General features: G+C 63.1%; 25 protein-coding genes. 8 read left to right on the top strand and 17 right to left on the bottom strand.

Annotated features, from left to right (window positions below; translation table 11 throughout):
* Window positions 1–16: 16 nt before the first annotated feature.
* A complete protein-coding gene (gene lysS, locus HMPREF2792_RS06985) occupies window positions 17–1,591 on the bottom strand; it encodes a lysine--tRNA ligase (RefSeq protein WP_070532265.1) in 1,575 nt (524 codons plus the stop codon).
* Window positions 1,592–1,778: 187 nt separating this feature from the next.
* Here lysS and HMPREF2792_RS06980 point away from each other — a divergent pair, with 187 nt between their 5' ends.
* Window positions 1,779–3,875: a PhoX family protein gene (locus HMPREF2792_RS06980; protein WP_070532262.1), complete on the top strand. Its 2,097-nt coding sequence runs from the start codon at window positions 1,779–1,781 to the stop codon at window positions 3,873–3,875.
* Window positions 3,876–3,902: 27 nt separating this feature from the next.
* On the opposite strand, the gene HMPREF2792_RS06975 is transcribed toward HMPREF2792_RS06980, so the two are convergent.
* From HMPREF2792_RS06975 to dacB, 13 genes are read right to left on the bottom strand one after another with little or no spacing between them, the layout of a single operon-like run.
* Window positions 3,903–4,850: a 2-dehydropantoate 2-reductase gene (locus HMPREF2792_RS06975; RefSeq protein WP_070532259.1), complete on the bottom strand. Its 948-nt coding sequence runs from the start codon at window positions 4,848–4,850 to the stop codon at window positions 3,903–3,905.
* Window positions 4,851–4,889: 39 nt separating this feature from the next.
* Window positions 4,890–5,663, bottom strand: a complete 774-nt coding sequence (locus HMPREF2792_RS06970) for a pantoate--beta-alanine ligase (protein ID WP_338025102.1) — start codon at window positions 5,661–5,663, stop codon at window positions 4,890–4,892.
* Window positions 5,645–6,322: a Rossmann-fold NAD(P)-binding domain-containing protein gene (locus tag HMPREF2792_RS06965; RefSeq protein ID WP_083306406.1), complete on the bottom strand. Its 678-nt coding sequence runs from the start codon at window positions 6,320–6,322 to the stop codon at window positions 5,645–5,647. The genes HMPREF2792_RS06970 and HMPREF2792_RS06965 overlap by 19 nt, the downstream gene beginning before the upstream one ends.
* On the bottom strand, window positions 6,323–7,540 hold the full coding sequence (locus HMPREF2792_RS06960; protein ID WP_070532420.1) for a DUF6779 domain-containing protein: 1,218 nt from the start codon (window positions 7,538–7,540) through the stop codon (window positions 6,323–6,325).
* A 5-nt stretch (window positions 7,541–7,545) separates the two neighbouring features.
* The gene (locus HMPREF2792_RS06955; protein WP_070532256.1) at window positions 7,546–8,019 is read right to left on the bottom strand and encodes a DUF3180 domain-containing protein; all 474 of its coding nucleotides are present in this window, start codon (window positions 8,017–8,019) and stop codon (window positions 7,546–7,548) included.
* 3 nt (window positions 8,020–8,022) lie between these two features.
* Window positions 8,023–8,493, bottom strand: coding sequence for a 2-amino-4-hydroxy-6-hydroxymethyldihydropteridine diphosphokinase (folK, locus tag HMPREF2792_RS06950; protein WP_070532253.1), 471 nt, complete (start codon window positions 8,491–8,493; stop codon window positions 8,023–8,025).
* The gene (folB, locus tag HMPREF2792_RS06945; protein WP_070532250.1) at window positions 8,493–8,864 is read right to left on the bottom strand and encodes a dihydroneopterin aldolase; all 372 of its coding nucleotides are present in this window, start codon (window positions 8,862–8,864) and stop codon (window positions 8,493–8,495) included. The genes folK and folB overlap by 1 nt, the downstream gene beginning before the upstream one ends.
* Window positions 8,865–8,868: 4 nt before the next feature.
* Window positions 8,869–9,798 (bottom strand): dihydropteroate synthase, encoded by a 930-nt coding sequence (folP, locus tag HMPREF2792_RS06940; protein ID WP_070532247.1) that lies wholly within the window; start codon window positions 9,796–9,798, stop codon window positions 8,869–8,871.
* A 5-nt stretch (window positions 9,799–9,803) separates the two neighbouring features.
* Entirely contained in the window at window positions 9,804–10,394 is a 591-nt protein-coding gene (gene folE, locus HMPREF2792_RS06935) for a GTP cyclohydrolase I FolE (protein ID WP_070532246.1), read from the bottom strand.
* Window positions 10,384–12,840 (bottom strand): ATP-dependent zinc metalloprotease FtsH, encoded by a 2,457-nt coding sequence (gene ftsH, locus HMPREF2792_RS06930; protein ID WP_070532243.1) that lies wholly within the window; start codon window positions 12,838–12,840, stop codon window positions 10,384–10,386. Before ftsH ends, folE begins: the two co-directional genes overlap by 11 nt.
* A 48-nt stretch (window positions 12,841–12,888) precedes the next feature.
* Complete coding sequence (gene hpt / locus HMPREF2792_RS06925) at window positions 12,889–13,476, bottom strand: hypoxanthine phosphoribosyltransferase (protein ID WP_070532240.1); 588 nt, start codon at window positions 13,474–13,476, stop codon at window positions 12,889–12,891.
* Window positions 13,460–14,419 (bottom strand): tRNA lysidine(34) synthetase TilS, encoded by a 960-nt coding sequence (gene tilS / locus HMPREF2792_RS06920; protein WP_070532237.1) that lies wholly within the window; start codon window positions 14,417–14,419, stop codon window positions 13,460–13,462. The genes hpt and tilS overlap by 17 nt, the downstream gene beginning before the upstream one ends.
* The gene (gene dacB / locus HMPREF2792_RS06915) at window positions 14,409–15,695 is read right to left on the bottom strand and encodes a D-alanyl-D-alanine carboxypeptidase/D-alanyl-D-alanine endopeptidase (RefSeq protein ID WP_070532234.1); all 1,287 of its coding nucleotides are present in this window, start codon (window positions 15,693–15,695) and stop codon (window positions 14,409–14,411) included. Before dacB ends, tilS begins: the two co-directional genes overlap by 11 nt.
* A gap of 69 nt (window positions 15,696–15,764) precedes the next feature.
* On the opposite strand from dacB, the gene HMPREF2792_RS06910 reads away from it, so the two are divergent.
* Together HMPREF2792_RS06910 and HMPREF2792_RS13285 are read left to right on the top strand one after the other, a co-directional pair.
* Window positions 15,765–16,238: an inorganic diphosphatase gene (locus HMPREF2792_RS06910; protein WP_070532414.1), complete on the top strand. Its 474-nt coding sequence runs from the start codon at window positions 15,765–15,767 to the stop codon at window positions 16,236–16,238.
* A 490-nt stretch (window positions 16,239–16,728) separates the two neighbouring features.
* Window positions 16,729–17,271, top strand: coding sequence for an endonuclease domain-containing protein (locus tag HMPREF2792_RS13285; protein ID WP_232748488.1), 543 nt, complete (start codon window positions 16,729–16,731; stop codon window positions 17,269–17,271).
* 78 nt (window positions 17,272–17,349) lie between these two features.
* Here the strand turns inward: HMPREF2792_RS13285 and HMPREF2792_RS06900 are convergent, their stop codons facing one another.
* The 3 genes from HMPREF2792_RS06900 to HMPREF2792_RS06890 are packed head-to-tail and all read right to left on the bottom strand — an operon-like array spanning window position 17,350 to window position 20,359.
* The gene (locus HMPREF2792_RS06900; protein WP_070532228.1) at window positions 17,350–18,279 is read right to left on the bottom strand and encodes a S41 family peptidase; all 930 of its coding nucleotides are present in this window, start codon (window positions 18,277–18,279) and stop codon (window positions 17,350–17,352) included.
* On the bottom strand, window positions 18,276–19,676 hold the full coding sequence (locus tag HMPREF2792_RS06895) for an FtsX-like permease family protein (protein ID WP_070532225.1): 1,401 nt from the start codon (window positions 19,674–19,676) through the stop codon (window positions 18,276–18,278). The genes HMPREF2792_RS06900 and HMPREF2792_RS06895 overlap by 4 nt, the downstream gene beginning before the upstream one ends.
* Complete coding sequence (locus HMPREF2792_RS06890; RefSeq protein WP_070532222.1) at window positions 19,673–20,359, bottom strand: ABC transporter ATP-binding protein; 687 nt, start codon at window positions 20,357–20,359, stop codon at window positions 19,673–19,675. The genes HMPREF2792_RS06895 and HMPREF2792_RS06890 overlap by 4 nt, the downstream gene beginning before the upstream one ends.
* Before the next feature lie 109 nt (window positions 20,360–20,468).
* On the opposite strand from HMPREF2792_RS06890, the gene HMPREF2792_RS06885 reads away from it, so the two are divergent.
* The 5 genes from HMPREF2792_RS06885 to HMPREF2792_RS06865 all read left to right on the top strand — a co-directional run bounded on the left by HMPREF2792_RS06885 (window position 20,469) and on the right by HMPREF2792_RS06865 (window position 24,764).
* Entirely contained in the window at window positions 20,469–21,161 is a 693-nt protein-coding gene (locus HMPREF2792_RS06885; RefSeq protein WP_070532220.1) for a sensor histidine kinase, read from the top strand.
* A 3-nt stretch (window positions 21,162–21,164) separates the two neighbouring features.
* The gene (locus tag HMPREF2792_RS06880) at window positions 21,165–21,821 is read left to right on the top strand and encodes a LuxR C-terminal-related transcriptional regulator (RefSeq protein WP_070532217.1); all 657 of its coding nucleotides are present in this window, start codon (window positions 21,165–21,167) and stop codon (window positions 21,819–21,821) included.
* 132 nt (window positions 21,822–21,953) lie between these two features.
* Window positions 21,954–23,960, top strand: a complete 2,007-nt coding sequence (locus HMPREF2792_RS06875; protein WP_070532215.1) for a hypothetical protein — start codon at window positions 21,954–21,956, stop codon at window positions 23,958–23,960.
* A gap of 36 nt (window positions 23,961–23,996) precedes the next feature.
* Window positions 23,997–24,299, top strand: a complete 303-nt coding sequence (locus tag HMPREF2792_RS06870) for a rhodanese-like domain-containing protein (protein ID WP_070532213.1) — start codon at window positions 23,997–23,999, stop codon at window positions 24,297–24,299.
* Between the two features lie 135 nt (window positions 24,300–24,434).
* Window positions 24,435–24,764 carry a type II toxin-antitoxin system HicB family antitoxin gene (locus HMPREF2792_RS06865; protein WP_070522687.1) on the top strand — a complete coding sequence of 110 codons (330 nt, stop codon included), beginning with the start codon at window positions 24,435–24,437 and terminating at the stop codon, window positions 24,762–24,764.
* Window positions 24,765–24,792 lie beyond the last annotated feature (28 nt).

The raw sequence follows: 24,792 nt of genomic DNA, 5'->3' as shown, positions 1-24,792 counted from the left end.
CGAGTTGGCCTCGGGCCTACTTCTCCGGCTTCACAATCGGGAAGAGCACGGTCTCACGGATACCCAGGCCAGTCAGGGCCATGAGCAGGCGGTCGATGCCCATGCCCGTGCCGGCTGTCGGAGGCATTCCCTGCTCCATGGCGGCGAGGAAGTCCTCGTCCAAGACCATGGCTTCCTCATCACCGCCGGCGGCCAAGCGCGCCTGATCCTCAAAGCGCTCGCGCTGGATAACGGGATCCACCAGCTCCGAGTATCCGGTAGCCAGCTCGAAGCCGCGCACGTAGAGATCCCACTTCTCGGTCACACCCGGCAGGGAGCGGTGCTGGCGGGTCAGCGGAGAGGTCTCGACCGGGAAGTTCTTCACAAAGATCGGGCCCTCCAGCTGGTCCTCGCAGAGCACCTCCCAGATCTCTTCCACCAGCTTGCCGTGGCCCCAGCCGCCGTCCTTCGGGACGTCGAGCCCGATGACGTCGGCAAGCGCCTTGAGCTCCTCGACGGTGGAGTCGATGGTGACCTCCGGCTGGCCCGGGAACTTGCGTTGCAGAGCCTCGTTGAGTGAGGGGTACATTTCAATCTCCGGCCACTCTTCACCACCGAAGTCATACTCAGTGCCATCCGCCAAGGTGACGGTGGTGGAACCGAAGACCGCACGTGCCACCGACTGGATGGACTCACGGGTGGTACGGGCGCAATCGTTGTAGTCGCCCCACGCGGCGTAGGTCTCCAGCATGGCGAATTCCGGGGAGTGGGAGCGGTCGACGCCCTCGTTGCGGAAGTTGCGGTTGATCTCAAAGACGCGATCGATGCCGCCGACGACGGCGCGCTTAAGGAAGAGCTCCGGCGCGATGCGCAGGTACAGGTCAATGTCCAAAGCATTGGAGTGCGTTACGAACGGGCGGGCTGCTGCACCGCCGTGGAGGGTCTGCAGCATCGGGGTTTCGATCTCTACGAAGCCCTCATCCTCCAGGTAGTTGCGCAGTGCACGCATGACCTTGACGCGGGTCATGGCATTCTTGCGGGCTTCCTCGCGCACGATGAGGTCGTTGTAGCGCTGGCGCACGCGGGTTTCCTCATTCATGTCAGCGAAGGACACCGGAAGCGGGCGCAAGGACTTCGCCGCCATGGTCCATTCGCTAGCCATGACGGAGAGCTCGCCGCGGCGCGAGGCAATTACTCGGCCGTGCACGGAGATGAAATCACCCAAGTCAACGTCGGACTTCCACGCGGCTAGGCGCTCCTCCCCTACCTCTGCAAGGGACAGCATGGCCTGCACCTGGGTACCGTCGCCATCCTGCAGGGTGGCGAAGCACAGCTTGCCGGTATTGCGCATGAAGATGAGGCGGCCGGCGATGGCCACCTCAACGTCAGTCTCCTCACCAGCGCTGAGGTAGGTAACGCCCTCTTCCGCGGCCGGTTCCTCGCCTTCGGCCACTACCTGGAACTGCTGGCGAAGATCCCGCAGAGAGATCGTGCGGTCTACGGTCACCGGATAGGGCTCGGTGCCGGACTCCAACAGTCGGGCACGCTTCTCGCGGCGAATGCGCAGCTGCTCGGGGACGTCAGTAACTTCAGTATTCTTCTTCTCGCTCACGGTTGTCTAGGGTAGTCGATCCCTATACGCTGGCGCGATCCCGGTTCACAGAGTGTTCATCTAGCGGTTAGACAGGATCAACCGCGCGGTCATCTCAACCGTATTAACTCATGACGTCCGTTGCGACACTTCGTTGCGACATCCCCTTGCGCAACCAACGATTTTCGATTTTTGGAGCATAACTTTCATGGCACTCAACGGCCGTAATCTCTTGGCTAACATGTTCACCTCGTCTCGTTCTTCTCTTACCTGCACCTACAAGTGCGGTAATGCCTGTTTCGGCGAATGCGAGAACACCTCCGACAACCCTTACTTCGGCGACCAGTTCTCCCGCCGTACCGCCCTGCGCGCCGGTGGCTTGGCTGTCGTCGCCGTTGGTGGTTCCTCTGCGCTGGCTGCATGCGCTGCTCCGGATGACAACGGGTCTGCGGCGGGCGGCTCCTCCAACAAGACCAGCGAAGTTAAGGGCTCCGACATCGAGCTCACCTCCGCCGAAGGCATGCACTTTGAAGCCGTTGAGGCCAATACCAAGGATGAGGTCGTCATCCCGAAGGGCTATGAGCAGTCCGTTCTGATTGCCTGGGGTGACCCAGTCATCGAGGGCGCTCCGGAATTCGACGTCAACAACCAGACCGCCGAAGCGGCGGAGAAGCAGTTCGGCTTCAACAATGACTTCGCCGGCCTCATCGAGCACCCGGATGACAAGAACCGCATGATCTACATGTGCTCGCACGAGTACACCACCGAGCCGATGATGTTCCCGGACTACGATCCGGAGAACCCCACCGAGGAACAGGTGAAGATCGGCTGGGCCGGTCACGGCCACACTATCCTCGAGGTGTCCAAGGTCAAGGGCTCCGGCGAGCTCAAGCGTGAGTTCGGCCCGCTCAACCGCCGCATCACCGCCACCACCCCGTTCACCCTGGTGGGCCCAGCTAAGGGCACTGACCTGGTGAAGACCTCCGCCGACCCGAAGGGTGAGAAGGTCCTGGGTACCCTCAACAACTGCTCCGGCGGCGTGACCCCGTGGAACACCATGCTCTCCGGCGAAGAGAACTTCGACCAATACTTCGCCGGCGGCGACATCAAGGATAAGAAGGCTGCTGAATCCCTCAAGCGCTTCGGCATCGAGGAAGGCCCGTCCGACCGCAAGTGGGAAAAGTACGATGACCGCTTTGATGTGACCAAGGAGCCGAACGAGCCGAACCGCTTTGGCTGGCTCGTGGAGATCAACCCGCTGGACCCGAAGTCCACCCCGATTAAGCACACCGCAGTGGGCCGCTTCAAGCACGAGGCCGGCAACATCCACATAACCAAGGATGGCACCGTGGTGTGCTACTCCGGCGATGACTCCCGCTTCGAGTACGTCTACAAGTTCGTCTCCACCAAGAAGTACAAGGAAGGCGATCTCGAGCACAACATGACCATCCTGGACCACGGCACCTTGTACGTGGCCAAGATGGAGGGCAACTCCCCGGAGAAGGAAATCGACGGCTCTGGTGTCCTGCCGGAGGACGGCGCTTTCGATGGCAGCGGCGAGTGGGTCAAGCTGCTGACCTCCGATACTGAGAACAACAAGTTCGAGTCCCACGTGGACGGCATGTCCGCCGAAGAGGTCGCCGTCTTTACCCGTGAGGCCGCCGACAAGGTGGGCGCCACCAAGATGGACCGCCCGGAAGACGTCCAGGTTCACCCGGAGACCGAGAAGGTCTACATCGCGCTGACCAACAATAAGTACCGCGGCGCCACCGGCGAGAACGCTAAGAAGAACAAGGAAGACGCCAAGGAATGGGCTCCGGTCAAGGAGAACAAGAACGGCCTCGTCATGGAGCTCGAGGATGACCACGCCGGTGAGAAGTTCACCTGGAACCTCTTCCTAGTCTGCGGTGACCCGCGTGAGGCCAGCACCTACTTCGGTGGCTTCGACAAGGAGAAGGTCTCCCCGATTTCCTGCCCGGATAACCTGGCCTTCGACAACCACGGCAACCTGTGGATCTCCACTGACGGCAACGCGCTGGACTCTAACGACGGCCTCTACGCCGTGACCACCGAGGGCGAGACCCGCGGCGAGCTCAAGTGCTTCCTCACCGTCCCGGCGGGCGCGGAGACCTGTGGCCCGATCGTCGACGATGACCGCGTCATGGTCAACGTTCAGCACCCGGGCGAGTCTGATGACGCCACCTTCGACAAGGCCACCTCCCACTGGCCTGATGGCGGTAAGTCCACCCCGCGCCCGGCCGTGGTTGTGGTGTGGAAGAAGGGCGGCAAGATCGGTACCGAATAAGGCACCGACGCTGCGTAGTGCGCACTCTTAGGCGGTGCGCAGCTGCGCCTCCAGCACCTCCTGTGCGAAGTCCCACAACGGGGTTGCAACCCCAGCTTTGACGCCCATGCGTCGGATCGCTCCGACCTGGGCGTCTAATTCGTTGGGCAATCCTTCCTTGATATCGCGCTGCATTGAGGACGTGCTGTCCGGGTGCTGCTGGCGGGCAAACTCCATGGTCTGTTCCACCACGTTCTCTGGTAGCTCCACGCCGAGTGCGCGCCCGACGGCCTCAACTTCCCGCATGAAGGCCTCGAGCTGGCCGGGGATTTCCTGGCAGAGGTACCCAATCGGTTTGTCCACCAAGGTGCCTAGAGTGCCTGTCGGGGTGACGAACATGGCTTTCGACCAGACGTCGACAAGCGCGGCGTCGTGGAACTTGCTGGAGGCCCCAGACTTTTTCAACGCGGCCGCCAGCTCCTCGCCCGTACGGCGCAGCGACTCCGGCGCCTCAGCACTCAGCGGACCAAAAGCCAAAGCCAAGGGCCCTGGGTTGCGCTTGATCTGAGCCGGTCCCAGGCGGGTGGCGTAAACGCGGGCGACACCGGCAAGGATGCTTTCCTCCCCGAATTCCTCGGCCGCCAGGTAGGGAATCTCAACCGAGTTGTGCGTGGTCACCACCGGGATCCCCTGCAGGGCCTCTCGGTCCTCCGCGCTGCCAAAGGTCTCGTTGCCCGGCAGCGCCTTCGACGCAATAACCGCCACGTCCAGCCCACCCAAGAGTTCTTTGACCTCAGCAAAAGTTTGGGCAGCCGGGACCTTAATGACCTCGGTGGTGGTGGGTTCCGCGTGGGCGTCGATCAGCGTCACGCCCGTCTCCCCCAACACCCGCAAGGTCTCACCGCGAGCGACGAAGGCGACGTCGTGGCCCGCTGCTTTCAGTTTTCCGCCAAAGTATCCGCCGATGGCGCCGGCTCCCAGAATTCCAATCTTCATGCCTCCAACCTAACTGGTGGAGACCTGCGCCACAGACTTTTATCCGCGCTGTTCTAAGTTACGGAAGCCAATGCCCAACGGCACGCCCGCGTTATCGATGAGCCGCACCCCACCCACGGTAGCGGCGATAAAGAGGCGGGCATCGCCCTCTGCGGGGGCCTCACCCAGGTCGCGTCCGCGCAGCTCGACGTACTCCGACTCCACGTTTGCTGCGGCCAACACTTCACGTGCCACGCGCACAACCTCTTCGGCTCCGGACTCCGCCGCGTACGCACCGGCGGTGAGTGCCGCCGACAGCGCGCTGGCTTGCTCGCGGGCCTCCGGTGCGACGTCAGCGTTGCGCAGGCTCATCACCACTCCGTCCGGCATGCGCACCGAGGGCACGCCCTGCACGCGCGCTGTGATGTGGAGGTCCGTAAAGGCCTGCTGGGTGGCCACGAGCAGCTCGTAGTCCTTCTCCCCCATGAGCACATCGCTGGGCCCCAGCGCACAGGTCAGCGCCACAATGCGGGTCAGCTCCGCGCTCACGTCCTCCATGCCGTGATCGGGTGCGAGGACCCGCGTGCGCTGGCTCTGCTCGCTATAGCGCCACACCACATCAACACCGTCGAGGGCAGAGATGTCCGTCTCTGGGTCCACAGCCACGACGACGATGCCGCCGCGCACGCGCTGCGCCGCCTGCACCAAGGCCAGGTGCCCCGCATGGATATCGCGGCCCAGCGGCACGAGCACCACACGCTTGCCCGTCTTGCGGTAGGCGCTACCAACCATGCGGATGCGCTCAATGTCCTCCACTAGGAGTTGTTCTGCCACGGCGCTTCCTTTCTTACTGCCCACAGTTCCAGTTCTTCAATCTTCTCCTGCCCGCCCACCATGCGGGCGACGTCGCGGTAGTTGCGCGCCATGCCCAGCTCCACGGCGGCAGAATAAGCATCGATGATGTCCCCGGCGTCGAGGTCGAAGGCGCCGCCCATAAAGTTTTCGATAATCCCCGCCTTTATCGCCGCCCACACGCTGAGTGCACCGAGCATCTCCGCGTAGTACAACCGTGCGGCACGTTCGGCGCGCTGCTCCTCCGGCACCGTTTCTGCGGACTGGGAAATCTCCGATAGCAGCAGACCAATGACGGTTTCCGCTACCTCATCGGGCGCGCTCACCGCATAAGAGTCAGCCAATGGTGCTGCGGCAATCGTCACACACCCGCGCGTTTCCAGGTCATCGAGTGCTTCCACACCGGCCAGCAACGAGGTATGGATGACGATCTGTCTCGGGCGCACGTGCTTGGCGACGTCTCCCACAGCTGCCTCCAGCTCTCTCGCCGTTGCAGCGATAATCAGTGCATCGAAGCGGTCCAACTGCGCGGGGTCCTCAAGGCTCTCGATGGTATGGCCCGCCCACTCGAGGCGCCGTGCGAAGTTAAGGCCGGCCCGGGAGTTACCCCAGACCGCCACCCGCATGCGTGGTGCCTTCATCTACTTCTTGTCGCCCTTGTTCTGCTGTACCTGCTGACGCTTGCGGCGTGCCATGAGCTCCGCCACGGAGACCGCGCCCTCGCGGTGCTCATCGCTGCGGCGGCGGCCACGGGTGCTGGTCTGTGCGGTGTCTGCCTCCGGCTTGCGGTGGCGGTGGTGCGGCTGGGCCGGGGCAGAGTTCTCCTTGATGTGCTGCCCGCCCGCGGCACCCTGGTTCCACTGCACGGCCTGGAAGCTATCGGTCTTGAACTCCGGCGCCTTTGGCTGGGGCTGTGGCTTCTCAGTCTTCGGCTGGGGTTGAGGCTTCGGCTGTGGCTTCTGCTGTGCCGCCTGCGGCTGAGGCTGTGTTTCGGTCACTGGGCGAAACGCCGAGGGACGGTTCTGAGAAGGCTGCGGCGCGCTGAAGGGCGATGGGGCTGGGCGGGCGCCCTGCTGTTCTGCGGATTTCCCGGCGGGTTTCGCGGCGGGCCGCTCGGCTGGCTTCTGCGTGGGTTGCTGAGCTGGCTTCGCCGCCGGCTGCTGGGCGTTGGCACGGGCATTATCCGCCAACAGGTTGTCCAGCGGGTTGCTCACCGGGTGGGTCGGCTGCGAGCCGAGGCGGCCTGCCACGGCGTCGGCAGACGGCGCGCCACCGGACTTCTGAGTGAAATTCACGTTGGTGGCATCGCCGCGCTCATCCACGCTCGCGCCACCGGCCTTGCGCTCCAGCTCCTGGATACGGCGGGCCTCCGCGTACAGGGCGGCAGGTTCGTAGACCCACTCGCGCCCCGAGATCTCCTCGATCTGGGCGCGGATGGCTTCTAGTTCAGAACGGATCTCCGCCAGGACCTGGCTGTTGTCTGCTGTGGAAGATCCGGAGACGGTCAGCGAGGAAGCAGCATGGGAGCGCTCCACCGCCAGAAGCTCGTTGGCCTCATGGGCCTGACGGCGGTAGCGCACCACCAGGAAGAAGCCCAGAACCGCGGCCCACAGGGAGGCGAGCAAAGCGATCTTCAGCGCATTCGCCGAGCCCGAAATCAACATGACCAGGCTGGCAATGACCGCGAGAATGACCAAGACGATGAGCCCGATGGAACCGGCGTCCGTCTTCGAACCGGACTGGGAAGACTCCACCGACGTTGGTGGCTGTGAGTCCGGCTGTACAGAAAACTGGGTCGTCGGGCGATCATCCGGGGCCGACTCGTGCTGGGGCTCAGGGGCGTGGTTCGGACTCGTCATGCCCACTAACTTACCGCTTGTGCACCATCAGATGGAGGTGGCACCTCGCAGTGTCGCTCTAGCACCACTCCGGCAACGCACATCGCGGCACCACCCAGCGCCGAGGTCACCACCCCGGTCAGGTCACCGGACGCAGCAACGAGCTCGCCGGCGCGCGGCACCACGTAGACCGCCATTCCCGCATAGGCCCCGCCCACGATGGCGCCGGTCCACGCGGAGGCTTTACCGACGAGCAGGAATTGCGCGATGGTCATCGGATTCAGCTGCGAGTTATCCAGGCCGATGCCGTGCTCATCATCCTTGGCACCGCGCACCTTGAGGGTCAACAGCACGCAGACCAGCGCCATGGCCCACAGGGAAATCGACACCGTTGCCGGAATGGCCAGCATTGAGCCATAAAAGCGGGTGGTGAGGATGGCGGCCGCTGCGGCCACGAAGAGGGCCACGCCGACGAGCGCGCTGATCGACGTCCTCTTCATCGCCTACCCCACTTCCTTCACCGCTGCGACCTCGTCCTCATCGAGGCCCGCGATGAGCTCGCGCACCGGGGTGCCGTTGAGCTCCGCATGCTCATCCGCAGCCAACCACGGCACGAGCACGAAGGCGCGCTCGTGCGCATAGGGGTGCGGGAGGGTGAGCTCCGGATCATCAGAGGTAACGCCGTCTATCTGCACGATGTCCACGTCCAAGGTGCGCGGACCCCAATGCCGCACGCGTACGCGCTCAGCTGCTTCTTCCAGCTTCTGACCGCGGCGCAGCAGCTCCAGCGGAGTGCAGTCCACGTCCACGATAAGCACTGCGTTGAGGAATTCATCTTGGTCAGTCACACCCCACGGCGGGGTGGCATAGACCGGGGAGGCCGCAACGGTCTCGGCGGCGAATTCATCGAAAACGGTCTGCAGGAGCGCGCGGCGATCCTCCATGTTGGACCCGATGGACAAGACAGCGCGCATTAGCCTGCCATCCGCTTCCGGGAGCGGCGCGCTACGACCGCGACGTCGGTAAAGGTGCGCGGGATGGGTGCCTTCGGCTTGTGGATCGTCACCTCGATGGCGTGGAGGATCTCGAAGCGCTGCATCGCGGTCTCGGCGACTTCAGCGGCCACCGTTTCGATGAGATCGCGGGAGGGGCCTTCGACGATGTTTGCTGCGACGTCGGCAAGCTCGGCGTAGTTGACCGTCCGTGACAGGTCATCCTCGATGCCCGCGGTGTCCAACCAACATGTGACGTCCACGATGAAGGGCTGCCCCGTCTTCTTCTCTTCCTCGAAGACGCCGTGGTAGCCAAAGCATTCCAGGCCGGTGAGCTCGATGCGATCCGCCATGGGTTTAAGCCCTCCCCAGCGAAGTCGAGACCACGGTGCCTCCATCGGCGCCGTTGGCGTAGCTACCGGAGGCATGCTCGCCGCCGGTATACGCCGCGCCCGCATTCCAGGCCGCGGCGACATCCACGGCATCGCGGGAGACATCAACCTCGTGCACGCGCACGCCCCACGCTCCCATCTGTGCGGAAATGGCGGTCACGGCCGCGGTGGCCGGATCCGCGAGAAGCGGGCTGGACTCGACACCGCGATCCTCCCGGATGGCGGCGAGGAAGCGCTTGCGGGAAGCGCCCACAAGCAGCGGGAACTCGCCCTCCAGGAATTCCGGCAACGCCTTGAGCAAAGCCCAGTTATCCTGCGGGGACTTGGCAAAGCCCAGGCCCGGATCCACGACGATATTGTCGTGGCTGACACCTGCTTGGAGGGCGTTATCGGCGAGCTTCGCCAGGGACTCGTGGACATCGCGCACGACGTCCCCGCCGTGGTCGGCCACTCCGGCTGCGCTGCCGAATTGGACAGTGCGCCAGTGCATGAGGCACACCGGCAGGCCGATGGCGGCCATGGTGCGGTACATGTCCGGGTCGGCGGCACCACCGGAGACGTCGTTGATCATGTCGACGCCAGCTTCGGCGGCGGCTTGAGCAACCGAGGCCCGCATCGTATCCACCGAGGTCTTGATCCCCTCCTCGTGCAGCGCCTTGATGACGGGCACGACGCGGCGCTCTTCCTCTTCGGCCGCGACACGCACCGCACCCGGGCGGGTGGACTCGCCGCCCACATCGATCATGTCCGCGCCGGAGGCCACCAAGTGCCGGGCGTGCGCGATGGCGTCGTCGACATTAATCCAGCGTCCGCCGTCAGAGAAGGAATCTTCCGTGACGTTGACGATGCCCATGACCAGCGTGCGGCCGGGGACGGTGAGGTTGCTGACTGCCATGGAAACTAGCTCCTAATGAGGCTCATGACCTCCGCACGGGAGGCCGCATTCTTCTTGAAACCGCCGCGGACCGCGGAGGTCGTCGTGGTAGCCCCCGGCTTGCGGATGCCGCGCATGGCCATGCACAGGTGCTCGCACTCGATGACCACGATGACGGACTGTGCGTGGAGGACGTCCACGAGGGCGTTGGCGATCTGGCTGGTGAGGCGTTCCTGGACCTGCGGGCGCTTGGCGTACATATCCGCCAGGCGGGCCAGCTTAGACAGTCCGGTGACGTGGCCGTCGGGGCCCGGGATGTAGCCGATGTGCGCCTTGCCGTAGAAGGGCACAAGGTGGTGCTCGCACGTGGAGTAGATGGGGATATCGCGCACGAGGACGAGTTCCTGGTGCTCCTCCGCGAAGGTCTTGTGGAGGACCTCGGTCGGATCTTGGTGCAAGCCGGCAAAGACCTCCGCATAGGCGCGGGCCACGCGGGCCGGGGTTTCGCGCAGGCCCTCGCGGTCGGGGTCCTCGCCGACGGCGATGAGAAGCTCGCGGACGGCTGCTTCGGCGCGCTCGTGATCGAACTCGCGCTGCGCCGGGATGTTATCGCTCATTGGTCTCGCCGTCCTTGTACGGGTTGTTGCGGTATTCGTTGTCTCCCCAGCCGGGCGCGCCCCAGGCGTGATCCTCCGGCTTGGCGTGGCGGCCGCGGCGTTCCGGTTCGCGCGGCTGCGGCTGAGGTTCTGGCTGCGGCTGGGATTCTGGCTGCGGTGCAGCGGACTCCGGCACACGCGGAATCTCTTGGGTGTCCTCGCTACTGGGCCCTGCCTGCTCTGGGGCCACGGTCTCCTCCTGCGCCGCATCGCTGACAGCTTCGTCCTCGCTCAGCTCGCGGCCAGTGGGTTCGGTGATCTCGGATTCGCCGAAGAAGGTGTTGCCCTTGTCCGGGTCCACATAGTCACCTGCGTGCTGGCCAAAGCTGAAGCCGATCTCCTCGACCGGCGCCGCCGATGCAGTGCCACCGGCTTCGCCGCCGTTCTCCTTCGCGCGCTCAAGCTCCGCCTGGCGGCGCTCGCGGGCGGCGCGGGAGGCGTCGAGAAGCGTCATGCGTTTCGGCAGTTCCTCACCACGCTCCTGGGCCAGCTCCACCGGGGTCTTCACCGGCTCGCGGCCAGCCTGGCGCGGGAAGCGGGCGTCCTCGTTCGGGAAGACGTCGAAGGCCTCGCGCGGCTCGATGCCCTCGAAGATGCCCTCGAGGTCCGGGCGGCGCAGGGTTTCCTTCTCCAGCAGCATCTCGGCGAGCTTATCCAGGTAGTCGCGGTGCTCGGACAGGATGTCATAGGCCTGCTGGTGCGCGCGGTCCAAGAGGTACGCCATCTGCTCATCGATCTTGGTGGCCACGGAATCCGAGTAGTCAATGGTTCCACCGCCGCCGGCATAGCTGAAGGGATCGCCCTGCTCCTGGCCGTACTTGACGGTACCCAGGTCCGGGCTGAAGCCGTATTCGGTCAGCATGGAACGCGCGATCTTGGTGGCGTGCTCGATATCGGAGGAGGCACCGGTGGTCGGTGCGCCGAACACGAGCTCTTCCGCGGCACGCCCGCCCATGGCGAAGACGAGGCGAGCGAAAAGCTCGTCGCGGGTGTACATGCCCTTGTCGTCTTCCTGCGCGGTCATGGCGTGGCCGCCGGTGCGGCCGCGGGCCAGGATGGTCACCTTGTAGACGCGCTCAATGTCCTTGAGCGCCCACGCCGACAAGGTATGGCCGCCCTCGTGGTAGGCGGTGACCTTCTTCTCATGCTCAGAGATGATCTTGCTCTGGCGGCGCGGGCCGCCGACGACGCGGTCGGTGGCCTCCTCCAGCGCGTCGTAGGTAATGACGTTGCCGCCGATGCGCGCGGTGAGCAGGGCAGCCTCGTTGAGCACGTTGGCCAAGTCCGCGCCGGACATGCCGGCGGTGCGCTTGGCCAACTGCGCCACGTCGACTTCTTTGGCCAGCGGCTTATCCTTAGCGTGCACGCGCAAGATCTGCTCGCGGCCGGCCAGGTCCGGGTTGGTCACTGGGATCTGGCGGTCGAAGCGGCCCGGGCGCAGAAGTGCCGGGTCCAAGATGTCGGGACGGTTGGTGGCGGCGATGAGGATGACGCCCTCACGGTCACCGAAGCCATCCATCTCCACGAGCAACTGGTTCAGCGTCTGCTCGCGCTCATCGTGGCCGCCGCCGGTACCGGAACCGCGCTGGCGGCCCACGGCGTCAATCTCATCGACGAAGATGATGCACGGGCTATTCTGCTTGGCCTGCTTGAACAGGTCGCGCACGCGGGAGGCACCGACGCCGACGAACATCTCCACGAAGTCGGAACCGGAAATGGAATAGAAAGGCACGCCGGCCTCACCCGCAACGGCGCGGGCCAGCAGGGTCTTACCCGTGCCGGGAGGGCCGTACAACAGCACGCCGCGCGGGATTTTCGCGCCCAGCGCGTGGTAGCGCTCCGGATCATCCAGGAAGTCCTTGATCTCCTGGAGTTCATCCACCGCTTCATCCGCACCGGCAACATCCGCAAAGGTGTTGGTGGGCATGTCCTTGGTCAGCTCCTTGGCCTTGGAGCCACCAATGCCGAACATGCCGCCCGCGCCCTGCTGCATGCGGGTCATAAGCCAGAACAGCAGCGCGAAGAGGATCAGCATCGGCAGCAGGAAGCTGATCATGGAACCGATGAAGGAATCCTGCGTCACCTTGGTCTGGTACTTCTCCGCACCAGAGCCCTTCACCGCGTTAAAGACCTGCTCGGAGGCGCGGGCCGGGTACTTGGCAATGACCTCTTCGACGCCTTCCTGCTCCTCCACCGTCACCGGCTTCTTGAGCTTGAGGCGCAGCTGCTGCTCGCGGTCATCGATCTGTGCTTCCTCGACGTTCTTATCCGTCAGCTGCTGCATGGCCACGGAGGTGTCCACCTGCTTGAAGCTGCGGGCATCATTGCTAAAGAACGTGAAAGCGTACAGCAGGATGAGAACTAGGCCCGCGATCGAGCCATAGCGGATGATGTTCTTATTTTTCATTAATTACCTTGCGAATTCGAGGCCTCATGCAACAGAGGGCAAGAAAAACTAGTCGTTGCTGTATACCGCAGGCTCCAGCGTGCCCACATAGGGCAGGTCACGGTAGCGCTCCGCAAAATCCAGACCATAGCCCACGACAAACTCGTTGGGGATATCAAAGCCCACGTCGAAGAGATCCAGCTCCGCCTTGACTACCTCAGGCTTGCGCAGCAGCGTGACCACTTCCAGTGAACGGGGGTGGCGGCCCTGCAGGTTGCGGATGAGCCAGGACAAGGTCAGGCCGGAGTCGATGATATCTTCCACGATGACCACATCACGGCCCTCGATATCGCGGTCCAGGTCCTTCAAAATACGCACCACGCCCGAGGAGGAGGCCGAGTTGCCATAGGAGGACACCGCCATGAACTCCAGTTGGGACGGAATGGTGAGCTTGCGGGCAAAGTCCGTCAAGAAGAAGACCGCACCCTTGAGCACGCACACCAGGATGAGGTCATCATCGGCGTTGCTGTATTTCTCGGAAACGCGGTCCGCCATCTCTTGGATGCGCGCCTGAAGATCGTCTTCGGCGACGAGTACGTTTCTAATGTCCTCTCCATAAGGATTGGCGGGGACGGCTGAATCATGGGTGTCGTGCACGTGAGCGCTCCTTTGCTGACCGAGGCAATAGTGACAGTTTGCCACCAACGCGTGCGACTTCCAACCTTGTACCTCTCTTTTCACCACGGACGGCGACTGGCCCCTGCCCATGCCACTGCACGCACAGGGCATCGATGCCGCGCACCGCCTCGCGCGTAACCTCTACCCCTTCCTCGCGCAGCCACGCGGCAATCGCCCGGCGGCGCTTCGGCTCGGGAAGGGCGGCCAGCTCGGCGCAGTCGGGGGTGGGGTGGGTGGTGAGGAAGGCGTCGTCAAGCGCGGCGTCATAGGCTGCCTGGGCCAAAGCCGGCACGGGGTCACCGCCCAGGATCTCCTGCAGGCGCGGGAGGATCTCGCGGCGCAGCGCCACGCGGCGAAAGGCCGGGTCCTGGTTCTGGGGATCGTGCCAGACGTCCAGCTCCAGCTCCGCGCAGGCGGCCTCGGTCTGAGCGCGGCGCACGCGCAAAAGGGGGCGCAGCACGCGCACGCCCTCCACCTCGGAGCGCTCGCACATGCCCGCCACCTTCCCCCGCAGGGCGCTCAGCAGCAGGGTTTCGGCCTGGTCATCGGCGGTATGAGCCACCGCCACCTCGCCCCAGGGCGCGAAGGCACGGTACCGGGCGGCGCGGGCTTCGGCCTCCACGGAGCCGTGCTTGGCGACGTCCACCGGCAACACCTCCGCCCCCGCCCCCAATCCACGAGCCTGGTCGGCAGCCCCGCGCGCCTGTGCGGCCGAGCCTTCCTGTAGGCCGTGGTCGACGCAGAGCGCTGTGACCTCATGACCTTCTGCGACGAGGGCCGCGGTCAGCGCCAGCGAGTCGGCGCCGCCGGACAATCCCACCGCTATGGCGCGGGGGTGCTGCCCCACCACGGCGCGGGCGGCCACCCGGCAGGCCAAGAAGTTGGGGCTTTTACGTGGCCAAAAAGGTTTCTTAGAAGTCATGGAGTGCGGCGGCGAGGGCGTCTTGGGCCTGGCGGGCGGAGGTGACTTCGCCGTCGTTGACCAGGAAGGCGAAGGCATAAACCCGGCCCGACTGGCCTTGGGCGGTGCCGGTCAGCGCGGAGGTTCCGGTGAGTGTGCCGGTCTTGGCGCGCACGAAGCCGCGGGCGGGCGAATCGGAATAGCGCTCATAGAGGGTTCCTTCGCCGCCGGCGAGGGGGAGGTAGCCCAACAGTGGGCGTAGCTCTTCGGTGGCTACGGCTTGATCCGCGATGTGGGCGAGGAGGCCTGCCGGGATGCGATTATCGCGGGAGAGACCTGAACCGTCCTTTAAGGTGACGCCGTTGACGTCGATGCCGGCGCCGCTGAGCACGTCGAGGGTGGCCTGCGCGGCGCCGTCGAAGCTTGCCTCCGCGTCTTGGCTGATGGCCAGCTCGCGGGCGATGGCCTCTGCCATGACGTTGTCGGAGTCCTTCGCCGCTTGCTGCGCGCGCAAGGCCAGCGGCTCGGACTCGCTGGAGGCGATGGCCTCCGCGTTGTCGGGTGCGGGGGCCATGTCGGCTTTATCGGTACCCAGGCGTTTGGCGAGCGCGCGGGCGACGTCGAGTGCCGGCTCATGGGAGCGCGGGACGTCCCCGGTCTTCTCCCCGATGCGCCCGCCGTAGAGCATGGCTGGCTGGATGGGTGCGACATAGCCACCGTCGATATTGTCATCGTCCCAGCCGGGAGCCTGGTCGGGGCCGGCCCAGACGGAGGTATCAATGGATACTCGGTTGACGGTGCTCATGTGCTTCTTGATCTGCTCCGCGAGCTCATCGAGGCGCTCGTCCGTCAGCCACACATCGCCGGAGGCTTTGATGACCACGTCGCCATCGTTATCGCCTTTGACCACTTCCGTGGTGAGGCGTTCTTCTTCATCGAGCGCGAGCGTTGCTGCGGCGAGGGTGAGGACCTTGGTCGAGGAGGCAGGCGTGAGCGGCTTTGCGGGTTCGCGCTCCCACAGCACCTCGTGGGTGGTGGTGTCGATGACCTGACCGCCGAAAGTGGCGAGAGCCTTGTCTTTGCCCAGCTCATCCAACTTCGCTTTAAGCGCGGCGGTGTCTATCTCACCAGGCTCGACGGGTTGGAGCAGCGTTTCGGGTTCTGCCTGCTTATAGGGTTGGCCGTGGTCCAGTTGATCGTAGGTGCGCTGGACTTCTACGCCCACTGCGGCCGTCGCCGCCACGACGCCGGCCGTGACGAGGGCCGCAGTACTCCACCAGACATGCTTAGCTTTCATCGCCCTTTAGACTAGCGCGGTAGACTATGCGGAGCACATGCCAACCTATTAGTTATGGAGGATTCAGCCGTGAGCGTTGAAGTAACCATCGAGATCCCTAAGGGCTCCCGCAACAAGTACGAGATCGACCACGAGACCGGCAAGGTCCACCTCGACCGTTACCTGTTCACCCCGATGGCCTACCCGGCTGACTACGGCTTCATCGACGACACCCTGGGTGAGGACGGCGACCCGCTCGACGCACTAGTGATCCTCCCGGAGCCGGTCTTCCCGGGCGTTGTCGTGGAGGCCCGCATTCTCGGCGTATTCAAGATGACCGACGAGGCCGGCGGCGACGACAAGCTGCTCGCCGTCATCGATGACCCGCGCTGGGAGCGCTACCAGGACATCAACGATGTGGAGCAGCACATCAAGGACGAGATCGAGCACTTCTTCGTCCACTACAAGGACCTGGAGCCGAACAAGGAAGTTACCGGCTCCGGCTGGGGCGACAAGGCTGAGGCAGAGAAGATCCTCGAAGAGGCTAAGGCTCGCTTCAAATAATTCGCACTTCTAAGGGACGTTTCGATCAAATAGGGCCCCAGACCCGGGGGTTTGAGAGGCCTTAGTTGATCGAAACGTCCTTTTTCTTTGTCACCGCGACAACTCCTCGTTCGTGACGTACGATTCGATCAAATAGGGGGCCGAAAACAGCGGTTTCTGGGGGCTTATTTGTTAGAAACGTACTCATCGGGGGCACATGGAAATTTTCGAGGGACGCGCGGGGACTCGCCGCGCAACTAATGGCCAAGCAATCAAGATTTGTCACGGTCTGTATTTATCTGCGGTGCCAACGCCGCGCGAGCTCGCTGAAATCGTCTCAAGACGCTGGCCAGACTCAGCCTTGGATGGCTATTCCGCCGCCCAGCAGTATCTTGGCCAAGAACTAACTTTTCCGCTTCACTTCCTGCGCGCAGGAACGATGGCACCGAGCACGTACTTCCGGAGCCGACGGGCGCGGCCCAAAGCGCTGGGCAGCATGAATGGGGTAAACGTGTGTAGCCCGCTGCAATGCGTTGAGGCGATGGAGCACGAGGATGCCGTGGCCTTCATCGAGGCCTTCTTCGCCGGGCCGCATGGGCGCTCGCGCATCGAGACGGAACAGCTGGACTTTCGCCGCCTGCCCAAGCACACGCGTGAGGTGTTGGAAAAGGCCATCGTCGGGGCGGATAGCAAGCCGGAGCGCGACCTCACCCGGGGTCTCGATCCCCACGTCAAAGTCCGCAACAACGTGCGGATTGGCCCCTACCGCTGGGACTTGCTCCTAGAGGAACACAAGGTGGCCATCGAGGTGGACGGATACGCCTACCACAAAGGCGAGAACCGGCAGCGTTTCGAGATCGACCGCCAGAAGCTTAACGACGCCATCCAGCGCGGCTACCGGCCCCTCCACTTCACCGCCGCCACAATTGAGCACCACCTCGACGTCGCGGTTCACCAGATCCTCGCGGTCATAAAAGGGCGGGGTGAGTTCGTGCCTCCGCCGTGGAAGTGGCACCACTACTGGCGGTGGGAAGGCGAGCGTTGGGCAGGCTAGCGTTGCAGCTGTTCAGCCGCAACGTGCCGACAACGAACTGGGCTGACTAACGCTGCGGCTTACTAACACTGCAGCTAACTAACTGCAGTGGGACGCGAGCCAGCCATCGAGCTCCGATTCCGGGGCATCGGGGGCAATGGGATCCTCGGCGAACTCCTCGCCCGTGCGCGCCTTGTCCTTAGCCGTGGTGAGCATGAGCGAGCGGCCATCCGGATAATCCAGGACCACGTTCGCAGAGGCGTAGCCGGCGGTCGGCTCGCCGAAGGTGCGCACGTTGTCCAGGCCGCGGAAGGCCAGAAGGGTGGCCTCGCCGGAGGACGCGGTTTCGTCGTCGGTGAGCACGGCGACGGGGACCTCAAGCTTGCCGCCCGTCGTGGTGGTGGGCGTGCCACCGCCGGTGATGGAGTTGCCGTCGATGGTGACGTCAGATGTGCCCATGCGGCTCACGAAGGAGAGCGCGGTGCCATCCGGCAGCAGGGGGCTTAAGCCCGCGTACATCGGGCCCATGTCGCCGCCGCCGTTGCCCCGTAGATCCACCACGGCGGCGCAGGCCTCCGGGTGGGCGGTCAGACCTTGAGCGAGGGTGTCGGCGTAGGCCTGGGCATCATCGTGGCGGCCGATGGACGGGACGGTGGCGCGCAGAACGCCGTCCTCGAAGGAAACCGAGGGTTCAGTGTTTTCGATGGCCTTTTCCTTCTCGGTGCTAAAGACGTTGGAGTGCTTGCCGCCGGCGGCATCAATAGCGGCATCGAGGAGCTCAGCGTTCGTGGGGTCCTTTTTGAAGGCCTCGCGGGCGCGCTGGAATTCTTCGCTCGCGCCATAGATTCCGGAGATCGCTGCAGTATCCACCATCGCGGTATTGATGCGCTTCTCGCTGGCGTTGAAAAGGAAGTAGGGCTTGCCCAACAGCGCACCGCCATAGGAGGGGCCGAAGAAGTACACGGCCGCGACCACGGCGATGAGGGCAACAAGGAACAGTCCGCCGAAGATTTTCAGTACAGTTTTCATTCTTTCCTTCCTCCCGTGCGCAGCACGTAGCCGCGCAGGGGTTCAACAATGACAATGGCTAGCAGCGTGACCAACCAACCTATGGCCAGGAATCCGAAGGCCATGAGCATGCGGCCGAGAACATCGACGTCGCTTGAATCGACACTGGAGAAGAACATCAGCGAGGCGATGCCACCGCCGAAGAGGAAGCCGAAGAAGCTCAAGCCCACGACCGGCCCCATGACGGTCCAGGCACCGGAGCGGAACTGGAAGCCGCGCGGCACGCCCATGAGATCCAGGGAGCGGATGAGCTCCTTATCCTCAAAGATGCCGGAGACCTGTCCCAGGATGATGGACATGGTGGTCAGCGTGAAGCCGAAAATGAGGGTTAATAGAACACCGGTGGAGATGTCCTTGAACACCACGTTCATCCCCGGGTCTTCCTTCAGCACCAGGGCCAAAGCGTCTGCGCCCAGGGGCGCGGCAACGAGGAATCCCGCCAAGTAGCCGAAGAAGCCGATGGCCGCACTCCGCCGCCAGGCGGGGCGCGCATTACCTGCCACTCGCTGGCAGGCCACGAAGTGCGCGGTGCCCGGGAAGAGGGACAAGATGTGCGCGCCGAGCTGCAGGATGAAGGGAGCGATGAGGTTGATGCTCATCAGCATGCCGAACATGACCACGATGACCATGGCGGTCGGCGGGCCCGCCTTGCCGGAGAGGAAAACCCCACCGACCGCCACGATGATGAGGAAGACGATGGCGCGCCACCAGCGATAAGCCGCGGGCATCTGACGCTTGGCCACGCCCAGCGGGCTCACCCGCACCCGGCGCATGCCGACGAGTGCGGCGCCGATGGCCAGCAGGAAAAGCACACCCGCCACGGCGAGGTAGCCCCACCATGGGAGGAGAAGCTCGGACAGAGCAATGGAACGCATCTGGAAATCCAGCTGGGTGAAGACCGGCGCGACGAGCAGGCTGATCAGCCCGCCGAGCACGATGCCGACGATGGCTTGCAGTCCGGTCTCCACGATGACCATGCGCTCCACCTGGCGGGAGCTCAATCCCAACAGGCGCAGGGTGGCCAGGCGCTGTTCCCTGCCGGACGCACCGAGGACGGCGGCTTGGGCAGTGAGGTTAAACAGCGCCGGAAGAATGAACGCGCAAGCAAAAAGGGCTAGGGCAAACCAGGGATAGAGGAAGGCCTCCATCTCGTTGCCGAAGGCCTCCTTGAGTGCCGGGGCGGCATCCTCGACGTGCTGGGCGCGCTGCCAGAACATCCAGGTACCACCCGCAACGAGGAAGGCGATGGCGGAGCCAATGGTCAAGCTCACAATCGCCAGCATCGAGACGATTCCTGTTCCGGATCGCGCGCGAATGGATTCGCGCTGCAGGTCAAAGACCAAAGTCGCGGTGTTCATCGAATCACCTCGAGGCGGCGGTCGTCGTGGATGATGCCATCGCGAATCTCCACGCGGCGCTGCATCCAGTCGGCCACCTTCGGGTCGTGCGTGACCATGACCAGGCTGGCACCCGACTGGCGCACGATGGTGGTGAGCATCTGCATGACCTCGTGGCCCGTGGACTGGTCCAACGCACCGGTCGGCTCATCGGCGAAGACCACGCCCGGGTTAGCCACCAGCGCACGCGCAATAGTCACGCGCTGCGCCTGACCGCCAGAAACCTGCGCTGGGCGGCGCTCCGCCAAACCACCCAGGCCCAGCTGGTCCAGCAATTCCATCGCGCGCTTGCGGGCCGCACCCCGCCCCATACCGTTGAGCATCGCAGGCAGCGCCACGTTGTCCACGTTGCTCAGCTCCGGCAGCAGCTGGCCGTCTTGGAAGACGAAGCCGAAGTTGCGCAGGCGGGTGCGGGAGCGGGGACCGTCGCCAAGCGCGGAGAGCTCTTCATCCCCGTAGCGCACGCTGCCGTGCGTGGGGGTGAGCACGCCGGACATGCAGTGCAGCAGCGTGGACTTGCCGGAGCCGGACGGCCCCATGACGGCCACGAGCTCGCCCGGTTCAATGTCGAGGGAGATTCCAGCGAGCACCGGGCCGCCGCCGAAATCCTTGGTGATGTCTGTCAGGGAAAGTATCTGTGCCATGTCTCTCATTTCACCGTCTCAGGCCCGCTTAAAGAACAGCCCTAGCGTTGCTCTTTAAGGTAGTGCCAGCACTACCCCTGCCGCAGGGGCGGACCACTATGCTGGGCCTGTGTTCCGAAGAAAGCCCCAGCCCACCAACCATGAGCAGCAGCAAGCGGAGAAGATTGCGCAGCTCACGGCCTCGCGCCGCGCCATCGCGGATGCCTATGAGGTGGAGCGCGCCCGCATCGAGCGTGACTTGCACGACGGCGCGCAGCAATACCTCGTGGCCGCGAGCATGAAGTTGGGGGAGGCTCTTCTCGACGCCCCCGCTGACCTCGCCGAGCTCCTCACCGCGGCCAAGCAGGACGTGGACCGCGGCTTGAATTCCCTGCGTGCCACGGTGCACGGTATCCACCCACAGGTACTGCAGGATCACGGCCTGGTGGCCGCGCTTGCCGACGTCTCCTCCTCCCACGGCCCCCACGTCAGCGTCTTCGCCCCGCATCCTCTTCCTAAGCTCTCCGCTTCCGTGCTGGCCTGCGGCTACTTCTTCGGCACTGAAGCTTTAACCAACGCAGCGAAGCACGCGCCCGGCGCGCCGGTCTCCGTTTTAGTGACCGCGGATGCCTCCTTAAAGATCACTGTGGTAGATGAGGGGCCAGGTGGTGCGCAGGTGGTACAAGGCCATGGGCTGGCCGGGATGGCCGAGCGCCTCGCCGCTTTCGGTGGGGAGATGACGCTATCCTCTCCCCCGGGCGGGCCGACGAGGCTGGCGTGCTCGATTCCTCTTCTTCTCGATCGCGGACAGTCAGGAGTGTAAGAAATGAGTTTGAGAATCGTCGTGGCGGATGACTCCGCCATTTTGCGCGAAGGTTTAGCTGGCCTTCTGGAGCGCCGCGGGCATCAGATTGTGGGCCAGGCGGATTCCGCCCCGGCGTTGGAGGCCGTGGTGGATAAGCTGCGTGATGAGCTTCCGGACATCGTCATCACGGACGTGCGCATGCCACCGGGCATGGGCGATGATGGCTTGAAAGCCGCCGTGAACTTGAGAAATGCATACCCGGGCTTACCCGTCATGGTGCTCTCCCAGTATGTAGCTCCCGCATATGCGGTGGAACTCTTCGACTCCCCCGATGCCGGCACCGGCTACCTGCTGAAGGACCGCGTCTCCGAGGTGCGGGACTTTCTCTCCAGCCTGGACGTGGTGGCCCAGGGCGGCACCGTCATCGATCCCACCGTGGCGCAGGCGTTAATGCGCTCCGGGCGCAGCGGCTTGGGCGAGCTCACTCCACGCGAGCGCGAGGTTCTCGAATTAATGTCGCGCGGCAAGTCCAACAAGGACATCGCCGCCGAGCTCGTCTTGTCTTCCGCCGCGGTGGCCAAGCACGTTTCCAATATCTTCACCAAGTTGCGGCTGGACCCCAGCGAGGACAACCGCCGCGTGAAAGCCATTCTGGAGTACCTCTCAGCGCACCGCTAAAGCCCGCGCCCGCCCACCGTCCACACGAGCGCCCTGACAGAGACCATCCACAGGATCCCAAGGAAACTGTGACGCAAGACGCATAAGCTTGTCCGTGCCCTTACCCAACCCACTCTGGAAGGACCCCGCTTAATGGACGTGCAGCTCAACATCGTGCGCTTTAACCGAGAAAAGATTGCTGACCATGACTATTTTCTGGAGTTAATTCAGACGGAAGGGCTGGACTCCTTCCGGAAGCCGGATCCAGAAATGGAAGAAGCATCGGCCGCACTCTCCAAACTCTTCGGACAGGACGTGCCCGCGCATTCGGCCGTCACGGTCACGATGGATTCGAGCGATTTAGAGCTCCAAGAAAAGCTAGCTTTGCTGGCGTATTACCACGGCTTGACTGTCTTCATTGGAACCACGGACATCCTCTTTAATGCGACTGGAATCCCCACGAGCAGCAATGGCCTTTCCTCAATCAGGAACTGCATGGGAACTATGTGGCGACAGGTCAGCAGACCTATGCTTGATCGCGCCTTTGAGGACGCCCTGCGCCTGCCGGTGTCCGAACAGACGTGGATTCAGGTAGCCAACTATGGCTCGGAAGAACGAAGCTACGGCCTCGAAATATCCATGTACCTGCGCGCAAGCGGGCAGTTCGAACTGATATGGTCCAGCCTCCCTCCAGAGGCCACTGAACCGGTATTCCGCACGCTCACTGTCGATACTTATGAAGAAGCACGAGAGATTCTGCTTTCTTTCAGCGACCACAACCCGTTGATCGAAGAACTTGCGTGGGAACCGTTGCCTCAACGTGAATCTAAGCCAATCCTGGATGCTTCAGTCCGCCACGAAACACCCTGGCGCCGGCTGGACGCAGTGAAGGAGCTCCCCGCAGGCGTGATGGTCCACCTACACAAATGGCCAACGTTTTCCCTGGCCTACGGCCGCAATGCTCAAGGACAGTGGACCGCGAAGGTTTACGATAACCTCGGCACCGACAATGTGCAGACCTTCGACATCGCAGACGAAGTCATCGCAGTGGCGGAGCACTATTTGGACGGCAACGGCGAGATGATTTCCACGGTCTTCCCGGACTCTTCATCTTCGGATCCGGCACCGTACACCACGGTCACCGCAATGGAGCTTCCGGAGCGCGAGGAGCAGTGGACAGAAGCATCAGTATGCATGATGCACCGCATCCGTGCTGACCATAATGGCGAGCCCAGCCCTCGGATGCAGAAATATATTGAGAGGATTAACTCAAAGCTCGGAAGCGAAATCCTCCTCGCCGAGGAGCACGTGGAGGCACAAGCACTCACTCGGCTGCTCATCCCTGCCGACGTCAGGTCGGTCACGATAGAGAGGCTTACTCATCTGGCGCAGGATCATGGCATTTCGCTTGTTGTCGACGATTCCCTGGCACTGTACAACCCGTCGGGCAAGCCGCTTCCGGGGGCTGAGAGCTGCCAGTTGAAGCTACTCGCGGATAAGTTGTATGTGAACACCTGGGAGGTGGCTACATCCTCCTCCGTACTCGAAGCGGGGCTTCGCCTCTTCACAGGATGGAGGCTTGAGGTTCGATCCGGGAGTCAGGTGGACTTCCAAGAGCGTTATACCTTGGAAACAACCTATACAGGCGACAACGTTTCGCTTGACCTTGTCACCCCCGACGGGAACCTACACGAAATCCCATCCATCCCACTGCCCCTTGCTCTGGATTTGATGGTTGAATTCACCTACTCCCCGGCGCAGTTGGTGGACAAAGTGAATTGGCAAGATCAGAAGTCGTCCTCAGATATCCCTGAGGAAGAGCGCTTCATGGTCAACGCCACGGTCTTCGGCTCAGCTGCGTATCTTTTCAACGATGACCTTCTCGAGGCAGTTCGCCAGGACGGCTTCCCCGAAGTGGGAGCGTGGGTAGCGGCCTTTGACCGAATAGTCCCGGGCGACTACTGCCAGGTCGACCGCGTGCAACCCTCAGAAACAGGAGCGGCACGCTACCTCGTCGAATGGGGCCACAACAACGGTGAGGAAGAAAACTTCCAGATGCTCCTTGAGGACATCGACGAAGCCTTGTCCCTCCTTGAACGGTTTGTGAACGGGGACCGCGCAGAGTTTGAAGCCCTTCCCTGGACGCGGCGAGTGGAGTAACAGCACTAGGCCCTATACCTGACTAGGGTATGGGGCATGAGAAACGTAACGCCACAGGAAGTACCTGAGAACGCCCAGCTTATCGACGTCCGCGAGGACCACGAGTGGAACACCGAGCACGCCCAGAGCGCCACGCACATCCCGATGGGCGAACTAGTTGATCGCATCGACGAGATTGACCCGGACCAAGACATCTACGTCATCTGCCACCTAGGCGGGCGCAGCATGCAGGTCTGCCAGTACTTGGAGCACACCAAGGGCTGGGACGTCATCAACGTCGAGGGTGGAACGGATGGTTGGAAGGCCCAAGGCTGCCCTATGGTTTACCCAAACCACTAGTGGTACCATTTGCGGTACCATACAGGTGTGGTTTCCAAGATAGAAAAGATCCTCACAAAGATGCGGGCCTCACGGACAAACGTCCGCTTCTCAGAGCTGCAACTTGTATGTGACTTCTATTTCTAGGAGCAGATCATGAACCTCGCAGACAAGTACACCTATCAAACCGCTTGGTCAGAAGAAGATGGCGAGTTCGTTGCCACAGTCCTAGAGTTCCCTTCCCTGTCATGGCTGGATGCTACTGCGACCACCGCAGAAGCCGAGTTGCGCAGCGTCGTCGAAGAAACTCTAGAAGATATGCAACGCAACAATGAACACATCCCAGAACCATTCGGACAGCGAAGCTACTCGGGGAAGTTCAACCTCCGCATACCTCAGTCACTTCACCGAGACCTGACCATCGAAGCAGAACGGGAAGGCGTTTCTCTCAACACACTCATCGTGCAGAAGCTAGCCTCAGCCTGAAACTAGTGGGCCACAACCCATAATTTAG

Origin of the sequence: Corynebacterium sp. HMSC068H04, assembly GCF_001811255.1 — a bacterium.
Classification (GTDB): domain Bacteria; phylum Actinomycetota; class Actinomycetes; order Mycobacteriales; family Mycobacteriaceae; genus Corynebacterium; species Corynebacterium hesseae.
This window is presented reverse-complemented; position numbering and strand designations above follow the sequence as displayed.

What these genes read in the sequence shown, in the direction of transcription:
- HMPREF2792_RS06980 (WP_070532262.1), top strand. Translation starts at nt 1,779, where the DNA reads ATGGCACTCAACGGCCGTAATCTCTTGGCTAACATGTTCACCTCGTCT.
- HMPREF2792_RS06900 (WP_070532228.1), bottom strand. Translation starts at nt 18,279, where the DNA reads ATGAAAACTGTACTGAAAATCTTCGGCGGACTGTTCCTTGTTGCCCTC.
- HMPREF2792_RS06865 (WP_070522687.1), top strand. Translation starts at nt 24,435, where the DNA reads ATGAACCTCGCAGACAAGTACACCTATCAAACCGCTTGGTCAGAAGAA.
- HMPREF2792_RS06880 (WP_070532217.1), top strand. Translation starts at nt 21,165, where the DNA reads ATGAGTTTGAGAATCGTCGTGGCGGATGACTCCGCCATTTTGCGCGAA.
- folK (WP_070532253.1), bottom strand. Translation starts at nt 8,493, where the DNA reads ATGCGCGCTGTCTTGTCCATCGGGTCCAACATGGAGGATCGCCGCGCG.
- HMPREF2792_RS06890 (WP_070532222.1), bottom strand. Translation starts at nt 20,359, where the DNA reads ATGGCACAGATACTTTCCCTGACAGACATCACCAAGGATTTCGGCGGC.
- tilS (WP_070532237.1), bottom strand. Translation starts at nt 14,419, where the DNA reads ATGACTTCTAAGAAACCTTTTTGGCCACGTAAAAGCCCCAACTTCTTG.
- HMPREF2792_RS06875 (WP_070532215.1), top strand. Translation starts at nt 21,954, where the DNA reads ATGGACGTGCAGCTCAACATCGTGCGCTTTAACCGAGAAAAGATTGCT.
- HMPREF2792_RS06870 (WP_070532213.1), top strand. Translation starts at nt 23,997, where the DNA reads ATGAGAAACGTAACGCCACAGGAAGTACCTGAGAACGCCCAGCTTATC.
- folP (WP_070532247.1), bottom strand. Translation starts at nt 9,798, where the DNA reads ATGGCAGTCAGCAACCTCACCGTCCCCGGCCGCACGCTGGTCATGGGC.
- folB (WP_070532250.1), bottom strand. Translation starts at nt 8,864, where the DNA reads ATGGCGGATCGCATCGAGCTCACCGGCCTGGAATGCTTTGGCTACCAC.
- HMPREF2792_RS06960 (WP_070532420.1), bottom strand. Translation starts at nt 7,540, where the DNA reads ATGACGAGTCCGAACCACGCCCCTGAGCCCCAGCACGAGTCGGCCCCG.
- dacB (WP_070532234.1), bottom strand. Translation starts at nt 15,695, where the DNA reads ATGAAAGCTAAGCATGTCTGGTGGAGTACTGCGGCCCTCGTCACGGCC.
- HMPREF2792_RS06965 (WP_083306406.1), bottom strand. Translation starts at nt 6,322, where the DNA reads ATGAAGGCACCACGCATGCGGGTGGCGGTCTGGGGTAACTCCCGGGCC.
- HMPREF2792_RS06955 (WP_070532256.1), bottom strand. Translation starts at nt 8,019, where the DNA reads ATGAAGAGGACGTCGATCAGCGCGCTCGTCGGCGTGGCCCTCTTCGTG.
- folE (WP_070532246.1), bottom strand. Translation starts at nt 10,394, where the DNA reads ATGAGCGATAACATCCCGGCGCAGCGCGAGTTCGATCACGAGCGCGCC.
- HMPREF2792_RS06895 (WP_070532225.1), bottom strand. Translation starts at nt 19,676, where the DNA reads ATGAACACCGCGACTTTGGTCTTTGACCTGCAGCGCGAATCCATTCGC.
- ftsH (WP_070532243.1), bottom strand. Translation starts at nt 12,840, where the DNA reads ATGAAAAATAAGAACATCATCCGCTATGGCTCGATCGCGGGCCTAGTT.
- HMPREF2792_RS06975 (WP_070532259.1), bottom strand. Translation starts at nt 4,850, where the DNA reads ATGAAGATTGGAATTCTGGGAGCCGGCGCCATCGGCGGATACTTTGGC.